Annotated in this window: 1 protein-coding gene; it reads right to left on the bottom strand. The window is 49.0% G+C overall.

Annotation, left to right across the window (positions count from 1 at the left end):
- Window positions 1–206: Na+/H+ antiporter NhaC family protein (locus BYZ73_RS22305; RefSeq protein WP_281269521.1), on the bottom strand; the 206-nt coding region annotated here is incomplete at both ends.

Here is a 206-nt window from a genome sequence, read left to right as displayed (position 1 = left end):
CTTTCGTATGAATGCCCTTGATTACACCTTCAAGCAGGCTTGTAATCAGGCCGATTTTTTCCATGAGACCGCCGAGCGCGAATGCGATGATAATCAGGGAAACAGAGCCCATCATCGATTGAAGGCCGCCGCGGTTTAAAATCTTCTCAACGGCTTCAGTGTCGGCTGAGAAAACCGGACCATTCTGCATCGCTGACAAAAACGAT

The organism is Rhodovulum viride (genome assembly GCF_003265965.1).
In the GTDB taxonomy this organism is placed as follows: domain Bacteria; phylum Pseudomonadota; class Alphaproteobacteria; order Rhodobacterales; family Rhodobacteraceae; genus Rhodovulum; species Rhodovulum kholense.
Note: the sequence above shows the minus strand (reverse complement) of the source record. Positions and strands in the feature narration are given on the sequence as shown.